General features: G+C 61.7%; 15 protein-coding genes. 5 read left to right on the top strand and 10 right to left on the bottom strand.

Translation table 11 applies throughout. The features are described from left to right. Window positions 1–39: 39 nt before the first annotated feature. A complete protein-coding gene (locus RCO31_RS08470; protein ID WP_308967868.1) occupies window positions 40–633 on the top strand; it encodes a DUF2147 domain-containing protein in 594 nt (197 codons plus the stop codon). Here RCO31_RS08470 and RCO31_RS08475 read toward each other — a convergent pair. Further along, window positions 601–3,213: an MMPL family transporter gene (locus RCO31_RS08475; RefSeq protein ID WP_308967869.1), complete on the bottom strand. Its 2,613-nt coding sequence runs from the start codon at window positions 3,211–3,213 to the stop codon at window positions 601–603. The genes RCO31_RS08470 and RCO31_RS08475 overlap by 33 nt on opposite strands. 940 nt (window positions 3,214–4,153) lie before the next feature. Here RCO31_RS08475 and hpnH point away from each other — a divergent pair. Next, a complete protein-coding gene (hpnH, locus tag RCO31_RS08480) occupies window positions 4,154–5,305 on the top strand; it encodes an adenosyl-hopene transferase HpnH (RefSeq protein WP_308967870.1) in 1,152 nt (383 codons plus the stop codon). On the opposite strand, the gene RCO31_RS08485 is transcribed toward hpnH, so the two are convergent. The 5 genes from RCO31_RS08485 to hpnC are packed head-to-tail and all read right to left on the bottom strand — an operon-like array spanning window position 5,243 to window position 10,897. Continuing rightward, window positions 5,243–5,965 (bottom strand): phosphorylase, encoded by a 723-nt coding sequence (locus tag RCO31_RS08485; RefSeq protein ID WP_308967871.1) that lies wholly within the window; start codon window positions 5,963–5,965, stop codon window positions 5,243–5,245. The two genes, hpnH and RCO31_RS08485, sit on opposite strands and share 63 nt — an antisense overlap. Further along, window positions 5,962–7,929 carry a squalene--hopene cyclase gene (gene shc / locus RCO31_RS08490; RefSeq protein ID WP_308967872.1) on the bottom strand — a complete coding sequence of 656 codons (1,968 nt, stop codon included), beginning with the start codon at window positions 7,927–7,929 and terminating at the stop codon, window positions 5,962–5,964. Before shc ends, RCO31_RS08485 begins: the two co-directional genes overlap by 4 nt. Then, entirely contained in the window at window positions 7,929–9,176 is a 1,248-nt protein-coding gene (gene hpnE / locus RCO31_RS08495) for a hydroxysqualene dehydroxylase HpnE (protein ID WP_308967873.1), read from the bottom strand. The genes shc and hpnE overlap by 1 nt, the downstream gene beginning before the upstream one ends. After that, a complete protein-coding gene (gene hpnD / locus RCO31_RS08500; protein ID WP_308967874.1) occupies window positions 9,176–10,015 on the bottom strand; it encodes a presqualene diphosphate synthase HpnD in 840 nt (279 codons plus the stop codon). The genes hpnE and hpnD overlap by 1 nt, the downstream gene beginning before the upstream one ends. A 6-nt stretch (window positions 10,016–10,021) precedes the next feature. Beyond that, window positions 10,022–10,897 (bottom strand): squalene synthase HpnC, encoded by an 876-nt coding sequence (gene hpnC / locus RCO31_RS08505; protein ID WP_308967875.1) that lies wholly within the window; start codon window positions 10,895–10,897, stop codon window positions 10,022–10,024. A 210-nt stretch (window positions 10,898–11,107) separates the two neighbouring features. Here hpnC and RCO31_RS08510 point away from each other — a divergent pair, with 210 nt between their 5' ends. After that, entirely contained in the window at window positions 11,108–11,302 is a 195-nt protein-coding gene (locus RCO31_RS08510; protein WP_308967876.1) for a hypothetical protein, read from the top strand. 99 nt (window positions 11,303–11,401) lie between these two features. Here the strand turns inward: RCO31_RS08510 and RCO31_RS08515 are convergent, their stop codons facing one another. The 4 genes from RCO31_RS08515 to RCO31_RS08530 all read right to left on the bottom strand — a co-directional run bounded on the left by RCO31_RS08515 (window position 11,402) and on the right by RCO31_RS08530 (window position 15,315). Then, window positions 11,402–12,082: a ParA family protein gene (locus RCO31_RS08515; RefSeq protein WP_308968036.1), complete on the bottom strand. Its 681-nt coding sequence runs from the start codon at window positions 12,080–12,082 to the stop codon at window positions 11,402–11,404. 330 nt (window positions 12,083–12,412) lie between these two features. Then, window positions 12,413–13,600, bottom strand: coding sequence for an ABC transporter substrate-binding protein (locus RCO31_RS08520; protein ID WP_308967877.1), 1,188 nt, complete (start codon window positions 13,598–13,600; stop codon window positions 12,413–12,415). A 279-nt stretch (window positions 13,601–13,879) separates the two neighbouring features. After that, entirely contained in the window at window positions 13,880–14,185 is a 306-nt protein-coding gene (locus RCO31_RS08525) for a hypothetical protein (protein ID WP_308967878.1), read from the bottom strand. Between the two features lie 125 nt (window positions 14,186–14,310). After that, window positions 14,311–15,315, bottom strand: a complete 1,005-nt coding sequence (locus tag RCO31_RS08530) for an MBL fold metallo-hydrolase (RefSeq protein ID WP_308967879.1) — start codon at window positions 15,313–15,315, stop codon at window positions 14,311–14,313. Between the two features lie 194 nt (window positions 15,316–15,509). On the opposite strand from RCO31_RS08530, the gene RCO31_RS08535 reads away from it, so the two are divergent. Together RCO31_RS08535 and RCO31_RS08540 are read left to right on the top strand one after the other, a co-directional pair. Then, window positions 15,510–16,505, top strand: coding sequence for an NADPH:quinone oxidoreductase family protein (locus RCO31_RS08535; RefSeq protein ID WP_308967880.1), 996 nt, complete (start codon window positions 15,510–15,512; stop codon window positions 16,503–16,505). A gap of 211 nt (window positions 16,506–16,716) precedes the next feature. Continuing rightward, complete coding sequence (locus RCO31_RS08540) at window positions 16,717–17,643, top strand: SMP-30/gluconolactonase/LRE family protein (protein WP_308967881.1); 927 nt, start codon at window positions 16,717–16,719, stop codon at window positions 17,641–17,643. Window positions 17,644–17,856 lie beyond the last annotated feature (213 nt).

The following is a 17,856-nucleotide window of genomic DNA, read 5'->3' on the forward strand; positions in this document are numbered from 1 at the left end:
TAAGTAAATAGGGCACCTGAGATCATGCGAACGTTGGTCTTGTCAGGAACGATTCTGCTTGCCGCAACGGCGTCCGCCGCTGCGCAGACCGCCGATCCTGTCGGCGAATGGCTCGTGGAGGACGGCTCGGCGCGGATCAAGGTCGTCAGCTGTCCCCAGGGACCAAATCAGCCGCCGACGTTGTGGGGCGTTATCTGGGCAGAAACAAGCCCTGGTCGTGACACAGCGAACCCTGACCCTTCGATGCGGAACCGGCCGATGCTTGGCGTGCCGATCCTGATCAATATGCGGCAATCCGAATCCAATCTTTGGAACGGCAAAATCTACGACGCGCGCGGCGGCAGCATTTACGACGCCAAGATCAGCCTCAACCGCAAGGACATGCTCGAGGTCCGCGGTTGCGTCGCCAGCATCTTCTGCGGCGGCCAGGACTGGAGGCGCATCACCGATCCGAAGACGCCGCCAGTTCCGACCACAGCGGCCACGCCTGCTGCTCCGCAGGCTAAAAGTGGTGCGATGGCGCAGTCCCAGCAGACCAAGGGGGCGGCGATGTCGAAGGGCGCTTCCTCTGCGCCGGCGGCGGCGGCCGATCCGATCTGCTCAAACGTTAGCAGTCTCGTTCCTCGCACCTGACACTTCGCGCGGCTTGCCCATCAGGGCCGGCTGGAACAGCACAGCGGCAAGCAGCGTCGTGGCGAGCGACAGAGCCAGCAGCTTGCCCATGCTTGCCGTGCCCGGATGGCTTGAGAACCACAGGCTCCCGAACGCCGTTGCTGTCGTCAGCGCACTCCAGAAGATCGCGCGCGTCAGGCTCGACTGCAGAAGATTGGTGCTGCCGGCGCGCCAGGCGACCACGTAGTAGATCTTGAACGCGACGCCGACGCCAAGCAGCAGCGGCAGCGCGACGATGTTGGCGAAGTTCATCGCTATTCCAAGCAGCACGCAGATCTCGAGTGTGAGCGCGCCGGCGAGAATCAGCGGCACCAGCGTCAGCAGCACGTCGCCGATGCGGCGGAGCACGACCCACAATAGCAGCGCGATCGAGCACAGCGCCCAAAGCCCAGCCTGAATGAAGGCGTGTGAAATGGTGTTGCCTGCTTCCAGAATCGAGATCGGTCCGCCGATCGCGGTCGGCTCGACGGCCAGCACTGCGCGGGCGAATTGGCGCAGCGTCTCGTTATCGTTCGGATCGCCCTTCGGCGTGACCTGAACACGAGTACGGCCATCGCTCGTCATCCAGTCGGATACGATCTCCTTCGGCAGGGTCTCGAACGTGATCGGCTTTGCAAGCAGCGAATTCGAGATCCCTTCGAGGGCAACGCGGAGCGGCACGATGAAGACGTTCTGCGCCTCGTTGCGCTGGGCTTCGCTGCTCTGCGCGAGCTTGGTGACGGTTCCGGCGAGACGGTTCATTGCATCGGCGCCAGATCCGGTCTTGCCGGCTGCCGCCTGCTTCAGGCCGGTGCCCGCATCCTTGAGCGCCTCGACGTTTTCAGCGTCAGTCGGCCGTTCGAGCTTGGCCTCCTTGAATGTCGGTCCGAGGACCTCGGCGGCCTTCTTGATGGCGGCGAGCTTGGCGGGCTGATCCTTGGGCACGAAGAAGTCGATCGACGTCACTTGATCGGCCTCAGGCACTTTTCGCAAACGCTCCTCCACCTGCACTGCGGCCTGGCGCGAGGGGGCGATCACATCGATTGCGCTCGCGCCCGACTGCGGGTCGCGGCGAATGTCGAGATATGTCGCAACCGACTCAACTTTTGCGCTGCGCAAGTTCATCGGGTTGAAGTCGAACTGCAGGTAGTACAGCAGTGGCAAGCCGGCGATCGCGACGCCGAGCGTCAGCGCGACGATGGCGATGCGATAACGCTCCATGAATGCATCGACGGGCGCCATGAATGCGTAGCCGAGCTCGTCCTTCTCGCCGGGCGGATTGAAGAGCACGAGCAGTGCAGGCAGCACAGTGATGCTGCCTAAGAACGCAATCAGCATGCCGGCGCCGGCGATCTTGCCGAGTTCGGAAACGCCCTGATACGCGGTCGGCAGAAACGACAGAAAACCCAGAGCGGTCGCGACTGCGGCGAGCGACAGCGGCACAGCGCTGTTCTCGGCGGCTTTCGCCAGCGCGTGGTAGAGGTCGTCGACTTCGTAGCGTTCGGTCCGGTAGCGGATGCTGAACTGGATTCCGAAGTCGACGCCGAGGCCGACGAACAGCACCGCGAACGCAACCGAAATCGGGTTGAAGGCACCCGCCAGCAGCAGCCCGACGGCGGTCGTGATGGCTAGTCCGAGCATCAGCGCAATCGACACCGCGGCGATGATCTTCGGCGAATGCAATGCCATCCAGAGAATGAACAGCACGATCACGCAAGTGATGATCGAGTTGAGGACGATGCCTTCCTGCGTGCTGCCGAACTCGTCGTTGGCGATGGCCACCGGACCGGTAAGCCGGACGCGGGCCTGATACTTCTCGGCCAGTCCGAGTTCGCTGACGCTCTCCCGTATGGTGTTCTCGGCAGCGCGGCCCGGCTCCAGGGCGTTAAAGTCGAGCACCGGTCGCACCCGCAGAAAGCCCCGCAGGTCGGATGTCGGCAGCGGACCGCCGTTTGCCAGCTCGCGCCAGGAGAAGGTAGCGGTACCTTTGGAAAGAACACTGTCGATCGTGTCGGAGAACTTGTTGAACGGCTTGGCGACGTCATCGATCTTGATTTCGCCGCGCTTCAGTCCGGCGAGCACCGTGGTCAGCGCCTCGGTCAGGCCGCGCAGGCTCGGATCAGTGGCGAGGCTGCCGATCAAGGGTTCGCCGGACGCGAGCTTTTCAGTGGTCTCCTTGACCTCGGCAGTCGGAAGAAAAAGCAGACCGTTGTGCTGAAAGAACGGGCTTCCTGCGATGTTTTCAACCAAGCGGAACTGGTCGGTGCGGCCTTCCAGCTTGGCCTGGAGCTCGCGCGTCGCAAGCGTCGTCAATTCGGCCGTGGGCGCCTCGATCACCGCGATGATCGATTCATGGCCGCCTGGGAACGCCTTCTCATAGGCGATTTCGCGCTGGCGCCAATCCAGTGCGGGCGAGATGAGCTTGCTGATGTCGGTGTTGAGCGCAAAATTCTCCGCTGTGTACCAGATCGACAGCCCCGCCAGTGCGACGGTCAGCAGCACTACGGTCTTCGCATAGTGCGTGCAAACCGTAACTATCTGAACAACAACGTTTTTCAGCACTTGCTTTTACCTTGTCCTGTTTGCCGGCGGACCGGTGTCTGGAGTGACTTGCAGCTATGTGGCGGGATCACACGGCTCAGTGCAAATCGGTCCTAAGCTCAAGACATGCCATTAGTGATGGCACAGAAATTCGCCTCTGCGGCTGCCGCCCGTAGTGCTTGCGATTGCGCGCAAAATCAAGTTCCGGAGGTTCACGGTCGCGTATTTGGTGAACGCGGATGGATTTGCGGCAGTTGCAAGATGTCTGTGTTTGTTTTCCGAGTGGCGCGCAGGGCGCAGTGTTCGTCCGCAAAATGTGACCATATTGCGGCAGGTCGCCGCGGCAGATTGCATCGCAGCCCAGCCGTCTACCAAGAAAGAGCGAAGATCGTTTTTCCCATTCGGACGGTCGATCATCTACAACTAAAGGTGGATTATTTGGGGGTCGATGTGGCCGAAACGGCGCGGCGAGCGCCAAACACGCCCTCATCGCCGCAAATTTACTAACATTCTAGGCCTGGAGCCTCGGGATATCTGCTATGCGACACAGAATCGCCAGTCTGCGGTAAGAAGCATCCGAAGCTTACGCCGTTGGTCGTCGGGGCGGCCAACAATTCCAGTCGGCTCCGCGAAATCGGAGCAAGGGTGGGAGTTCGGAGCTTCTCATCGCAAACGAAAGCGAATTGAACCAAAAGCGGGTTGAAGGCGCTAAAGCTTCTGGGAATTGCCGAAGACGCAACCGCGTCCGGGGCGTTCTCGTCAAGGATGTGATCGAGGTTTTTGAAACGAGTCGGCCCGGTTGACGTGACCGTCCTGCCGGGCCAGCAAGAAGTTGTTGAGTATCGGCTGCCCGTCGAGCTCTTTCGGGCGTGATGTTGGGAAAATGCATTCCCGGCACCTCGCTCGACAAGGTTTGGGTAGGTTTCGCTCAGCTCAACGGACGTCCGGAAAGAGTGCGTTTATGGCCATACCGTTCTTCAAAGAGATCAAGATCGGCTCTTATCTGCTGAAGCAGAAGCTGCTCGGTCGGAAGCGTTTCCCTCTCGTGCTGATGCTGGAACCGCTGTTCCGCTGCAATCTTGCCTGCGCCGGTTGCGGCAAAATCGACTATCCCGATGCGATCCTGAACCGTCGTATGACAGCGCAGGAGTGCTGGGACGCCGCCGAGGAATGCGGCGCGCCGATGGTCGCCATTCCGGGCGGTGAGCCGCTCATCCACAAGGAAATTGGCGAGATCGTGCGCGGCCTCGTCGCCCGCAAGAAGTTCGTTTCGCTCTGCACCAATGCGCTGCTGCTCGAGAAGAAGTTGAACCTGTTCGAGCCGTCGCCCTATCTGTTCTTCTCCGTGCATCTCGACGGCTTGCGCGAACATCACGACAAGTCGGTGTGCCAGACGGGCGTGTTCGATCGCGCGGTGTCGGCAATCAAGGCCGCAAAGGCCAAGGGTTTCTCCGTCAACGTCAATGCGACGATATTCGACAATCATCCGGCCGATCAGATCGCCAAGTTTCTAGATTTCTGCAACGAGATTGGCGTCGGCGTGTCGCTATCGCCAGGCTACGCCTACGAGCGCGCCCCCGATCAGGAGCATTTCCTCAACAGGCAGAAGACCAAGAACCTGTTTCGGGATGTGTTCGCCCTCGGCAAGGGCAAGAAGTGGAATTTCATGCACTCCAGTCTGTTCCTCGACTTTCTCGCGGGCAACCAGGACTATGAGTGCACACCGTGGGGCATGCCTGCGCGCAACATCTTCGGGTGGCAGAAGCCGTGCTACCTGCTCGGTGAAGGCTATGCCAAGACCTTCAAGGAGCTGATGGACACCACCGACTGGGATTCATATGGCACCGGCAAGTACGAAAAGTGCGCGGACTGCATGGCGCATTGCGGCTACGAGCCGACGGCCGCGCTCGATGCCGTCAAGAATCCGCTCAAGGCAATGAAGGTCGCCCTGATGGGCGTGCGTACGACGGGGCCGATGGCACCGGAGATCGACCTGACGAAGCAGCGTCCCGCTCAGTACATCTTCGCCGAGCAGGTGCAGAAGAAGCTGTCAGAGATTCGCCGTGACGAAGGCGCTGCGGCTGTCCAGAAGAAGACTTCGACAGCGGCGTAATGTTGCGATCGCCCGGTTGAAATCGTGGGCGGTCCGCATCAGCGACGGAATTACGGAGGGTTTGCGCGCGACGCCGCGCAACACCTTGCGTGGGCAGATGTCGCCGTTCGGCTTCAGCGCATTCAGGGCCAGTGCGGGCAGGGCGCGTGACGCGGGGTCGTTGATCACGCGCAACGCCGCAAACGGCAGGCCGACCGAAGCCGCATAGGCTGCAGCGATGTGGCTTTCCATGTCCACCGCAGTCGCGCCGGTCTGCTCGTGCAGGCTGATCTTGTCGCGCGGGTCGAGAATGACCTCCTCGGCGCCGACGATGGAGCCGCCGACGATCTTGCGCCGGCCGATGTTCGTGCCTTCGATCAGGGCTTCGCTCAACGCGGGCGCGGTCGCCCAGCGTCCTTCTCCGGTCATGATCTCACTCGCCACGACAAGATCGCCGGCTTTCAGCGACGGATCCAGTCCGCCGGCGATGCCGAAAGAGATGATGCCGCGCACGCTGGCGTGATCGAACGTGCCGAGCTGGGCGCGCAATTGGCCGGGATCGCTTGAGCTGCAGATGACAGTCAGGCCCTGGCCTGCCGCAATCCGTGCCTCGCTGTAGAGACCCGTGACGATCAGGAGAGGTCGCCCCCCGGCGGCATCTCGGCTAGCCCCCACACTCACATTCCGACTCCGACCGTCCTCGAGTTCGTGTTCCGCAGGTTCCTGTAGCGCGCCAGCGCCCATAACGGGAAAAACTTCGGATATCCGTGATAGCGCAAATAGAACACGCGCGGGAAGCCCGTCGCAGTATAGCGTGCCTCGTCCCATTCGCCGGCCTTATTCTGCGTTTTCATCAGATATGCAACCCCGCGGGCGACCGCCGGATGATCGACCTGGCCCGCTGCCATCAACGCAAGCAAGCTCCATGCCGTCTGTGATGCCGTGCTCGGAGCCTGCGCGTATCCCTTGTAGTCGAGCTTGTAGCTCTCGCCGTCCTCGCCCCAGCCGCCGTCGGCGTTCTGGATGCGCACAAGCCAGTCGGCCGCCTTGCGGAACACGGGATCGGCGTGGTCAACGCCTGCGGCGTTGAGGGCGCAGAGCACCGACCACGTGCCGTAGATGTAGTTCATGCCCCAGCGGCCATACCAGGAGCCTTCCGGCATCTGGGTCCGCCTCAGATAGTCGAGGCCGCGGGCCAGCGCCGGGCTGGTCTGCGCGGTCTTGCCAAGTTGCGCCAGCATCGACACGCATCGTGCCGTCACGTCTTCTGTCGGTGGATCGAGCAGTGCGGCGTGATCGGAGAAGGGGATGTTGTTCAGATAGTATTCGAGATTGTCAGCATCGAACGCGGCAAAACCACCGTCCTTGCTTTGCAGGCCCTCGATCCATTCGACGGCGCGGTCGATCGCTGCGTCGAACGTCTTGGTCTGGCCCGCGCGGCGGGTGCGGTCCATCGCCATGACGACGACGGCGGTATCGTCGAGATCGGGATAATGGGCGTTGTTGTACTGGAACGCCCAACCCCCCGGCCGCACGTCCGGTCGCTTCGCCGCCCAGTCGCCTTTCACGTCGAGGACCTGTCGCGGCTTCAGCCAGTCGAGCGCCTCTCCGGCCTTCTTGATCGAGGCCTCATCGCCTGCCTCCAGCAGCGCGTGACACGTCAGGGCCGTGTCCCACACCGGCGAGACGCAGGGTTGGCAATAGGCCTCGTCGCCGTTGAAGACGAGCAGCTTGTCGATTCCGCGCCGGGTGGTCGCGCGAGGCTCGTAATCCTCGCCATAGCCGAGGGCGTCGTACATCATTACAGCGTTTGCCATCGGCGGGAAGATCGCGCCCATGCCGTCCTCGCCGTTCAGCCGCTCGGCGGTGAAGCTGAGCGCACTGTCGATCGCGCGCTGCCGCAGACGCTTCGGGAAGAACGGTTCGATCACGCGCAGGATTGCATCGATGCCGCTGAACAGGGCGAACCACGCCTTGCTCTGATGCGGTGCGCGCCCAGGGGTGCCGACCGTCGCCGGGTCCTCGTGGAACAATTCGTCGATCCGAACACCCTTTGGATTTCGAGCGCGTGGCTTCAGCGCAGCGAGCACCATCAGCGGCACCATCGTAGTGCGCGCCCAGTACGACACTTTGGTCAGGTGAAACGGCGACCAGCGCGGCAGCAGCATGATCTCGATTGGCAGCACCGGCACGGCGCGCCAGGTGAGTTGCCCGAAAAACGCCAGCAGGAAACGGGTGAACACGTTTACCTTGGCCGCGCCGCCACGCGTCAGGATCGCCTCGCGCGCGCGCTTCATGTGGGGCGCATCGATATCGTGGCCGATCATCTTCAGCGCGAAATAGGCCTTCACGCTTGCGCTCATGTCGAACGCGCCCTCGTGAAACAGCGGCCAGCCGCCATGTGTGCCCTGAATGCGCAGCAGGTAGTTGGCGATCTTGCGTTCCAGGTCGCTGTCGACCGGCTCGGCGAGGTAATGGCGGAACAGCACGTACTCGGAGGGGATGGTCGCGTCAGCCTCGAGTTCGAAAATCCAGTGGCCGTCGCCCTGTTGGTGGCCGTGCAATGCGCGCGTCGCGTCGGCGATGCTGGTCTGCACGGCCTTGGGATCGGGCGTCGTCTGTGTAACGGTCGTCGTGTCTAACATCAGGCGGCTCTAATGATGTGGTCGGCGGCCTTGTCGCCAGAGCGGATGGATCCTTCGATCGTCGAAGGCAACCCGGTGGCGGTCCAGTCGCCAGCGAGGAACAGGTTCTTCCATTGCGTGATGGCACCCGGCCGCAGCGCGTCCTGTTCGGGCGTTGCCGCGAAAGTGGCGCGACGTTCGCGCACGATCTGCCAACGCGGCAAGTCGCCTTTCGCGCCGGTCGCGGCGCAGATGTCGTTCCAGATGTCCTGCGCGAGCTGCTCGCGTGGTGCGTTCATCAGCCGGTCGGCGGCACTGATGGTGATCGACAGCCGCTCTTTGAACGGAAAAATCCATTCGACCACGCCGTTGACGACACCAAGGATCGGCGGCGTGCCGGGCGGCGGTTCGCAGCGAAAATGCGCATTCAGGATCGAGACGAACTGTGTGGGCGTCTTGAGCCCCGGCAGTATGGTGGCCGCCTGCTTCGCGGGAACGGCGAGCACGACCTTGTCATCCGGGGCAAGCGCGACCGTGCCGTCGCCAAAGGTCAGCGACGCGATGCGATCGCCGGACATTTCCACCTTGTGCAGTTCATGATCGAACCTGACCTTCGCGCCGCGTTCGCGCAGCATCTTTACCGCCGGCTCGACCAGGACGTTGCTCAAGCCTTCTCGGGCGATCAACGGCCGACAGGCCCGGCCTCCTGCAAGCAACGTCTGACGGACGATCGCGCCGGCAAGTCCGGCGGAGCCGAGCGGCGGATCGATATTCAGCGCGGCGAGCAGCAGCGGTTGCACAAGGCGCCGATAGAGCGGACCGTCACACGTGATCCTGTCGCCGACGAGATCGTTGTTGCCCGCCCAAAGCAGCGGCATCATCGCGGCATAGTCAGAGGGCTTCGTGTCCGGCACGCGCTTGCCGTCCTGGAAGATCCAGAACGGGATCCGCCCGTCGTTCATCTGCAGCAGCCAGCGCTTTCCGGCCTTAAGATCCACGAACGAGAACTCAGCATGCTGCGGACCCTCGAGCCCGGCTTCGGTGCCGATCGAGCGCGCATAGTTGAGCACGCTGCTGTTGCCCGACAGAACGAGGTGATTGCCGTTGTCGATCGTCAGATCGGTCGCGGCATCGTAGAACGAGCGGCAGCGGCCGCCGGCCTGCGGCGTCGCCTCGTGCAGGTGGACACCGTAACCGGCGTTCGACAGCCGGACGGCGGCGGCAAGGCCGGAGACGCCGGCGCCGATGATGTGGACGTTGGCTTTCATCAGACGAACGCGTATCGCAAAAGGATCGACAGTCGTGCGAGCTTGCCGAGCCGCACGGGTGCGCGCGGCATGGCGAAGCCGCGTGCGATCAGCAGATCGAGGATGCGGCCATAATACTTGCCCATGATGCGCGGGGCGCGCACGAGCTTGCGGGAACTGCGCGACATGATTTGCTGCGCCTCCTGGTAGTGTTGTCTGGCGCGCGCGATCACCGGCTCACAGGCTTTCGTCAAGTCGGCCTCAACCACCGCGCTGGGATCGGTGGTGGAAATGCCTCCGAAGCTCAGCGCCTCGCGCGGCAGATAGAGCCGGCCGATGGAGGCATCCTCGTCGATGTCGCGCAAAATGTTGGTGAGCTGCAGCGCGCGCCCGAGATGGTGCGCCAGCGCGACGCCGTCCTTGCGCGCGAGGCCGAACACGTTGACGGACAGGCGGCCGACTGCGCTGGCGACGCGGTCGCAGTAGAGATCGAGCGTCGCCCAGTCCGGCCCGCGAATGTCTTCGGCCGCATCCATCTCCATGCCGTCAATGATCGCGAGGAAGTCCTCGCGCTGCAGATCAAAGCGCTTGATAGTGACGGGATACTCGGCAAGCCGGGACGGCGGCTTGCCCGTATAGACCGCGTCGATGTCCTTGCGCCACTGTTGAAGCTCCTGGCGCTTGCGCTCCGGCGGCAGCGCGGAGTCGGCGATGTCGTCGACCTGTCGGCAGAAGCTGTAGATCAGGAACATCGCGTCGCGCTGCGCCGACGGCAGAATGCGCATCGCTGCATAGAACGAGGAGGGCGACGCAGAGGCCTGGTTCGTCTGGGCCTGGCTGGTTTCTGTTGTGGACGTCATGTCAATTCAGGCTCGCGAGACTTCCGACATGGAAAGCTTGCGGGTCGCGCGGCGACAGAGGCCGCGGGTGAGGCTCATCAGCCCGGAAGTCATGATTTCCCATTTGGTCAGGTGGACGCGCTGGGCGAGCGGATCGCGTGTCTTCAGCAGGTCGACGATTTTCGCGGCATAGGCCTGGATCACGCCGATCTCCAGCGCCAGACGCGTGTTGGCCACCTCCGGCGCAAGCGCAAGGCTCTCGTTCAGAAGCCGCTCTGCGCCGGTTGTCAGTCCGCGCAAGGCTGCTGCCATCTGCGGTGACGCGCGATCGGCACCGAGCATCTCGATAGTCATCCCGGCAGCAGTCATTGCGTCTGAAGGAATGTAGACGCGGCCGAGATTGCGGTAGTCCTTGCCGCAATCCTGGATGTGGTTGATGATCTGCAACGCTGCACACAGGGCGTCGGATGCCGTCCACGTCGATTTGCTTTCTTCGTGCACGTCGAGGACGAAGCGACCGACGGGCATCGCCGAGTATGTGCAGTAATGAATGAGCTCGTTCCAATCGGCGTAACGGAGTTTCGTCACGTCCATTCGGAACGCCGTGAGCACGTCGCAGGGATGTTGAGCGGACATGCCGCGCTCAGCGAGCGCTTTGCGCAGATGCAGAGCTTCGGGCTGGCCTTCGCCGCTGCCGAGTAATTCCGCCTCCAGCCGGTCGAGCTGCGCAAGCTTTTCGTCCTGCGACAGAGTCGCGTGGTCGGCGATGTCGTCGGCGATGCGGACGAACTCGTAGAACGCCAGAATGAGCCCCCGATGGCGGGCCTCGATCACGAAGGACGCGACCGGAAAGTTCTCGTCCTTGTGACCCTTGCCGGATCGATGTTCGCGCGCAGCCTTCATGAAGGTCTTGGCCCGTCGGGTGTTGGTGGTGTGGCGGTGGAACCACCGCGAAAGCGCCGAGTTTTAGCTGTTTGGCGGCGCGGATGCGAGTGACGTATGTCACAGTCCCGCTGGGAAATAAACCGCTGCGGCCTGGGCCGCAAGCGCCCCTGGAACCCTTAGAAAATTCAGGAAAAAACGATGTTTATGGCCCGTATATTGATCATCGCGATGACCGTTTTTGCCGCAAGTGCGGCATTGGCACAGGATCGTGTCAGAAGTGAAGCCGCCTGCGGGCGCGACGCCAGCCGCTTCTGCAAGAAAGTCATTGACGACGGCGACACGGCGATCCTGGGCTGCTTGAAGCAAAACCGCGCCCGGCTGCGGCCCGCCTGCGTCAGACAACTCCAGGCGCATGGCCACTGAGCTGCCGCTGCCGAGAGCACAAAATAGAATAAAGGAAGGCTCAAAGGAAAACGGCCCGCGTCTCGGCGGGCCGTTTTCCTTTGACGGCCTCGCGGGAAGCTAGGCCGCCCGCTTGTGCATGGTGCCGTTCGAGGACGCTGCGCCGCCGATCGCTCTCACCGAACGTTCGATCGCCGCCCACAGCCTGCCGATCTCGCTGGCCGCGCGGCTTTCCGGATCGTATTCGCGGGCGCCTTCGCCGTGGCTGAGCGCGAGCACGTAGTTTGCACGATTGGTGATCTGTCCGCCCCAGACCGGCGCCTTCATCTTGGCAAGGCTTTCGCGGGCGATCGCCACCAGAGGGCTTTCGACGTCGTCGCGGCGTGCCGGTGAGCCGTTCATCACCACTGCGTAGGGCCGTCGCTGTGAGCGGCAGGACTGGATCGTCTCCACCACCGCGTCGATGTCGAAAACACCCGGCCGCGCTGGAATGACGACGAGCGTCGCGTTGCGGATCGCATCATCGACCACAGCGGAGATGTTCGGCGGCGTGTCGATGAAAACCCATTCATAACCGTCACGCTTTGCAGACGCGACGATTTCACTGACCGAGCGTACGGCGGTCTTGATCGGCGGTTCGCCCGTACCGCGCAGCCTCTGCCAGAGGCTCAATGAGCCCTGTGGATCGGCGTCGACCAACAAACATGATTTCAGAGTTTTATGCGCATGGGCAGCAAGATGAGCGGCGAGGGTGCTTTTCCCAGAGCCGCCCTTGCGCGACGCAAAGACGATTACATTCACGGGTGTAGCCTCCAGTTGTATGCCTCGCGACGCTGAATCAAAATATTGATTCGCGAAAGCAAAAATATCTATTGGAACCGCAGGTTGCTTCATAAACGTTGCAAATCTGCCGCATGCTCGGCTTAAGCGAGTCAATTCGCCGCATGATCTTTTCCCCAAACGATTGCGCAAGACAAACTGCGGCGCGGGCCGTGCGGCGGTCATTTTCGCTGTGATTTGAGTCGCTTGCGGTCGCTCCGCAACGCGAATTGTCCGCGCTGTGACGCTTCAAAGCGGATCGGCGCGCCCCTTTCGGGCCGCGCCGATCGTTTCAAGCCGCTGGAGCTGTCGTTAGCTTGGTGGCAGCCCGCCGCCGTCCATCAGCGGACCAAACAGCTCCCAGCCTTCGCCTTTGAATTGCATGAGTCGCAGTTGCTCCATCGGCGCAAAGTCTGTCGGCGATGTTTTGATGCGAATGCCGGGCAGATAGATGCCGATCTCGGTGTCCATCGAGGCAAGCTGCTTCATCAGGTTCGCGCGGGTCATCTCGTCACCGCACTGCTTGAGTGCCTGAACCAGGCCTTGGGCGACACCATAGCCGAAGACAGTGGAAGCGTCGGCCTGATCGCCTTCCGGATACCACTTGCTCATGAAAGCGCGCCACTCGTTCATGCCGGGATCGTTCTTCCATTGCGGATCGTTCGGATCTTTCAGATAGGCCGCACTGATGACGTTCTGTGAAGCTTCGATGCCGGCCGGTTTCATGACAGCCGATACCGAGACCGAGACGTTGGTGACAAACTGGACCGGCGTCCATTTCATTTCGGCGACCTTCTTGATCGCCTGTGCGGCAAACTTCGGCGTGGCGATATTTATGAAGATGTCAGGATTGGCTGACCTGATCTGGACGACTTGTGAATCGACGCTCGGCGAGCTGACTTCATAGGGCACTTCGGCGACGATGATCTGGGCTTTGTCCTTGCCAAACGCTTCGTGAAGGCCGGTCAAGTAGTCCTTTCCGAAATCATCGTTCTGGTAGAGAACGCCGACAGTCTTGCCCGGATAGTTCTTCTGGATGTAGCGGGCGTAGATTCGGGCCTCGCTCTGGTAGTTTGGCTGCCAGCCCATGCTCCAGGGAAAGTTCTTCGGGTCCGCCCATTTGGTCGCGCCGCTGCCGATGAACGTATGTGGCACTTTCTTTTGGTTCAGATATTTTTGGATTGCCGAGTTTCCGGGCGTTCCGATCACCTGGTAGATCGCGAAAACCTCGTCGCTTTCGACCAGTTTGCGCACCTGTTCGACGGTCTTTGGCGGGCTGTAGCCGTCGTCATAGGAAATGAAGTTGATCTTGCGGCCGTTGATGCCTCCGGCCTCATTGACCATCTTGAAGTAGGCGGCCTGGGTCTTGGCGATCGTTGCATAGGCCGATGCTGGTCCGCTATAGGGCGCGATGTTGCCGATCTTGATCTCGGTATCGGTCGCGCCAGTGTCATTCTTCTTCTGCGCCGTCGCCACTTCGCTTCCCAGCGTGAGGAGCAATGCGGTCGCCGCGAGCGCCTTCAGTGTTCTTGAAACAAGCGTTCTTGAAGCGAGCGTTCTTAAGGCAAGTTTTCTTGAGGCGTGGTGCATCGATCGTCCTCCCTGACACTTTAGGCACTGGCGGCCACCGTTCTTCGAGAGCTTCTTGGGGCCGTCGGCCCTGATGCAGGGATTATTATTGCACGCACGTCTGCAGCTCGCCAGCGCCAGCCGCCGCTCTGCCTTTTTTAGGTGTGTTGTTTCAGGTGTTTTGCGTCAAAGGAGCGCTGTACAGCCGGATCAGGAGCGCTTGCGCCAGGTTCCCCATCGTCGCTCGATCCACTGGAAGACGCGCACGAGCGGCGGCTGCAGGAAGGGCAGATCTTGGGCGATGATCATCAGTCCAAGCGGCAGCATCCAGAAGCCGAGGATCGGCAGAAACGAGAGCAGCCCACCGACGATCAGCAGGGTACACACGAAAACGCGTGCGATCAGCATCGGCGGTTGCCGAAGCCAGTGCAGAAAACGCCCGAGCCAGTCAGGCAGATGTTGCTCAATCCATTCGAAATAGCGGTCGAGTTCAGCTTTCGCGGCGGCGTTGCTCAAAACATCTCCTGCGATGGCCCATCGGCTTCCAGTGGGTGCCGGTGATATATGGGATGTCGCCCCCCTCGTTCCAGCGGCATTCCGCCGCTGAGCTGTTCACGGCGGCGGCACCTTAAGGAACCGCGTCAATGGCTATGCGGATAGCCGTGTCCGGCATGGGCCTGATCGTGCGCCTTCTGCCGCTGCTCGCGACGATAGCGCCCCATCCAGGTGCGCAACTCGAATTGTGAGAGCCCACCGCTTGCGCCGAAATCCTGGTAGAGCGTGTTGACGTTGACGATGATGCGTTCGGGGTCAAGCCAGCCCTTGAACGGCGAGAGGTCGATGTCGTACGCCGCGTCCGAGACACTCATGCCGGCGTCGTAACGCTTTCGCACCTCGCGTGTGAGATACTCGAAGTAGGCTTTGAAATCTTTCAGCGCGTGCTTCTGCACGATTGGTCCATGACCGGGCACGATCGTCTCGACGTCCCAGCTCATGATGAGGTCGCACGCCTTGATCCAGTTCGAGATCGGCCCTGCCCAGGCGGGCGGATGGCCGTTCGAAAACACGATATCGCCGGTGAACACAGTTTTGTCCTGCGGTACATGAATGAGGACGTCGCCGCGTGTGTGGGCCGGGCCGACTTCGATCAGCTTCACCAGCTTATCGCCCACCTGCAGGTCGAGCTCGCGGTCGAAGGTCTTCGTCGGCATCGTCAACACGATGCCTTCGAAATCGAAGTTGCCGTCGAGATTTTCGTGCTGGAATAGCCCGGCGTCGCCCAGGGCCTGCCAGTTCTTCAGTTCCTGCCGCCGTGCCTCGACGTCGAGCTCCTTCATCTCGTCGTAGCATTTCTGCGAGGCGATGATCTGCGCACCGCCGACGAGTTGGTTGCCGAAGGTATGGTCGGCGTTGGAATGGGTGTTCACCAATGTGCCGATGTGCGAGGCGGAAGGGACGGCCGCGCGCATCCGCTCCAGCATTTCGCCTGTGAGCTTCAGATCGTAGAGTGTGTCGACAAGCAGCGTCTGGCCGCTATCGGCGATCAGTCCGGCGTTGCTCCAGCCCCAGCCTCCAGTTGGCTGCAGATATGCAAAGCAGCCGTTGCCGAGGTCGTGCAGCCCCTTCGTGAACGTCCAACTCGGCATAGCGGCCTCCCAACCTTCATGGCGAGGAGGTGGACGCGGCTACGTCGCTCCTCCGCCTGACGAGTAGATACCGGAGCTGCTGTCCGCTCAAGACTTGCGTGTTGGGAATGTGGGGCGCGCTCGCATGCTGCTTGTACCGGCGTGCGTGGTGTTCCAGTTTGCGCGCCAATCAATGTTGGCGGGAGCGAGACACGATGAAGGCACTGATCAGCCACAATCCCGGCGGGCCGGAAACGCTGGTGCTGGAATCCATTCCCGATCCTGAACCCAAGGCGGGCGAAGTGCTCGTCGCCACCAAGGCGTGCGGCGTCAACTATCCCGACGTGCTGACGATCCAGGACCTTTATCAGACGAAGCCGCCGCGTCCGTTTGCACCGGGGACGGAAATTGCCGGCGTCGTCGAAAAGACCGGCGCCGGCGTCGCGGCGTTCAAGGTCGGCGACAAGGTGTTCGGCTCGATCGGTCACGGCGGCATGGCCGAGAAGGTCGCCGTGCCGGCCGATCGGCTGTCGCCGATCCCTGATGGGATGTCGTTCGAGGATGCCTCGGCGTTCTCGTCCATGTACAACACGTCATACATGGCGCTGAAGGATCGCGCCGAGATCAAGCCGGGCGAGCGGCTGCTCGTGCTCGGCGCGGCCGGCGGCGTCGGCATCGCCGCGGTCGAGCTTGGCAAGGCGTTCGGCGCGCATGTGATTGCTGCGGCGTCGTCGCAGCAGAAGGTCGATGCCGCAAAGAAGGCCGGCGCCGACGAGGGAGTTGTCTATCCGCGCGGCCCGTTCGATCGCGCGGGCCAAAAGGCCCTCGCGGATTTGTTCAAGAGCGTCGCCGGTGAGAAGGGCTTTGACGTCGTCTACGATCCCGTCGGCGGTGATTACGCCGAAGCGGCCCTGCGGTCGATGGCGTGGGGCGGGCGCTTTCTCGTCGTCGGTTTTCCGGCGGGTATCCCGAAGATTCCGCTCAACCTGCCGCTCCTGAAGACCTGCCAGATCGTCGGAGTCTATTCCGGCGGCTTCAAGAAGGAGCATCCGCAGAAGAGCCGGGAGAACACCAAGGCGATTATCGAGCTTTACAAAAAGGGCGTTATCCGGCCGCTGGTATCGAAGACCTATCCGCTGGAGAAAGGCGGCGATGCGATCGCCGCTCTTGCCGCGCGCGAAGCGCTCGGCAAAGTGGTGGTGACAATCTAGATTCGTTGTTTGGTCGCATTTTCTGCGGAAAACCGGTGTCCACTTTTCCGGAAAATGCTCGAGCGCACGGGGTTTGGCGTTCGTACCAGCGTTGCCGCGCATCTTTGGTACGAACGTCAGGGACACTGGATTTCTGCGGCGGTGGTCGCGTGCTGGCAACAGCCGGGGCATCGCCTATAGTGGCTACGACAACGGAAACGGGGAGGCGACAATGCCGAACATGCGCGTGCTTGCATCAGATCTGGAATTTCCCGAGGGGCCGGTGGCGATGCCTGACGGCTCGGTCATCCTGGTCGAAATCCGCGGCCAGCGGCTGACACGGGTTCATCCCGACGGGCGGAAGGAAACCGTGGCCCAGATCCCGGGCGGACCCAACGGCGCTGCGCTCGGCCCCGACGGCAAGATGTATATCTGCAACAACGGCGGCTTCTCGTGGGCGCAGGTCAACGGCCGCAACGTCTCCGGTGGCCCTGCTTCGGATTACAAGGGCGGTTCGCTGCAGCGCGTCGACCTGCAGAGCGGCAAGATCGAAACTCTTTTCGACAAGTGCGGTGAGTTCAGATTGAACGGCCCGAACGACCTCGTGTTCGACAAGGGGGGCGGTCTCTGGTTTTCCGATCTCGGCAAGCGCCGACCGCGCGAGATGGATCTCGGCGCGGTCTACTATGTGAAGCCCGGATTAAAGGAGATCGTCGAGGTCGTCTCGCCGCTTTTGCCCGCGAACGGCATCGGTCTGTCGCCCGACGAAAAGACGGTCTACGTCGCCGAGACACCGACCGCTCGGGTCTGGTCGTTTGCGATCGCGGGACCCGGCCAGATCGCGCCAGTGGACGTGATCTATCGTGGCGAAAAAGGCAAGCCGCTCGCCGGTCTCGGCGGCTATCAGATGTTCGATTCACTCGCCCTGGAGGCCAACGGCAACATCTGTGTGGCGACGCTCGCCTCGGGCTGCATCTCGGTAATCGCGCCGGACGGCAAGCTAGTCGAACAGATCCCGACCGGTGACGTGGCGACCACCAACATCTGCTTCGGAGGGCCTGAATTGAAGACGGCCTACATCACACTGTCCGGCAAGGGGCAGCTCGTGGCGATGGACTGGCCGCGACCCGGACTGCCGTTGAACTTCCTCAACACCTAGTGTCCCGAATCCGAAGTTCGCTATACTTTGCAGCGAGCTCAGAGCGAACTTCGGATACGATCAGGACACTAGCAAGCTTATGATTCTAGTGTCGTTTATGGATCAGAAATTCGCACGATGGACTCGCGGCAAGGATGGTGCGAATTTCTGATCGACGACACTGGAGCGCTTTCCGATTAGTTTGAATCGGAAAGCGCTCCAGATTCGTTTGTT

Source organism: Bradyrhizobium sp. LHD-71 (genome assembly GCF_031157255.1).
Classification (GTDB): Bacteria; Pseudomonadota; Alphaproteobacteria; order Rhizobiales; family Xanthobacteraceae; genus P52-10.